The 1,745-nt window shown below is 52.7% G+C and carries 1 rRNA gene; it reads left to right on the top strand.

The window, feature by feature from the left end:
• The first annotated feature begins 149 nt into the window (after positions 1 to 149).
• A 16S ribosomal RNA gene (locus tag AK59_RS0110640) occupies positions 150 to 1,689 on the top strand.
• Positions 1,690 to 1,745: the final 56 nt, after the last annotated feature.

Below are 1,745 nucleotides of genomic sequence, written 5' to 3' on the forward strand. Positions count from 1 at the left end.
ACTGCTCTTTAACAATTTATCAGACAATCTGTGTGGGCACTCAAAGTGACATGGATTCTTAACGTCCTCGGACGAAAAATGAATACCAAGTCTCAACGAGTGAACACGTAATTCATTACGAAGTTTAATTCATTGAGCATCAAACTTTTAAATTGAAGAGTTTGATCATGGCTCAGATTGAACGCTGGCGGCAGGCCTAACACATGCAAGTCGAACGGTAGCACAGAGAGCTTGCTCTCGGGTGACGAGTGGCGGACGGGTGAGTAATGTCTGGGAAACTGCCTGATGGAGGGGGATAACTACTGGAAACGGTAGCTAATACCGCATAACGTCGCAAGACCAAAGAGGGGGACCTTCGGGCCTCTTGCCATCAGATGTGCCCAGATGGGATTAGCTAGTAGGTGGGGTAACGGCTCACCTAGGCGACGATCCCTAGCTGGTCTGAGAGGATGACCAGCCACACTGGAACTGAGACACGGTCCAGACTCCTACGGGAGGCAGCAGTGGGGAATATTGCACAATGGGCGCAAGCCTGATGCAGCCATGCCGCGTGTATGAAGAAGGCCTTCGGGTTGTAAAGTACTTTCAGCGGGGAGGAAGGTGTTGTGGTTAATAACCACAGCAATTGACGTTACCCGCAGAAGAAGCACCGGCTAACTCCGTGCCAGCAGCCGCGGTAATACGGAGGGTGCAAGCGTTAATCGGAATTACTGGGCGTAAAGCGCACGCAGGCGGTCTGTCAAGTCGGATGTGAAATCCCCGGGCTCAACCTGGGAACTGCATTCGAAACTGGCAGGCTGGAGTCTTGTAGAGGGGGGTAGAATTCCAGGTGTAGCGGTGAAATGCGTAGAGATCTGGAGGAATACCGGTGGCGAAGGCGGCCCCCTGGACAAAGACTGACGCTCAGGTGCGAAAGCGTGGGGAGCAAACAGGATTAGATACCCTGGTAGTCCACGCCGTAAACGATGTCGATTTGGAGGTTGTGCCCTTGAGGCGTGGCTTCCGGAGCTAACGCGTTAAATCGACCGCCTGGGGAGTACGGCCGCAAGGTTAAAACTCAAATGAATTGACGGGGGCCCGCACAAGCGGTGGAGCATGTGGTTTAATTCGATGCAACGCGAAGAACCTTACCTGGTCTTGACATCCACAGAACTTTCCAGAGATGGATTGGTGCCTTCGGGAACTGTGAGACAGGTGCTGCATGGCTGTCGTCAGCTCGTGTTGTGAAATGTTGGGTTAAGTCCCGCAACGAGCGCAACCCTTATCCTTTGTTGCCAGCGGTTAGGCCGGGAACTCAAAGGAGACTGCCAGTGATAAACTGGAGGAAGGTGGGGATGACGTCAAGTCATCATGGCCCTTACGACCAGGGCTACACACGTGCTACAATGGCGCATACAAAGAGAAGCGACCTCGCGAGAGCAAGCGGACCTCATAAAGTGCGTCGTAGTCCGGATTGGAGTCTGCAACTCGACTCCATGAAGTCGGAATCGCTAGTAATCGTAGATCAGAATGCTACGGTGAATACGTTCCCGGGCCTTGTACACACCGCCCGTCACACCATGGGAGTGGGTTGCAAAAGAAGTAGGTAGCTTAACCTTCGGGAGGGCGCTTACCACTTTGTGATTCATGACTGGGGTGAAGTCGTAACAAGGTAACCGTAGGGGAACCTGCGGTTGGATCACCTCCTTACCTTAAAGAACCTGCCTTTGCAGTGCTCACACAGATTGTCTGATGAAAAACAGCAG

The organism is Enterobacter sp. T1-1 (assembly GCF_000710795.1).
Taxonomy (GTDB): domain Bacteria; phylum Pseudomonadota; class Gammaproteobacteria; order Enterobacterales; family Enterobacteriaceae; genus Enterobacter; species Enterobacter cloacae.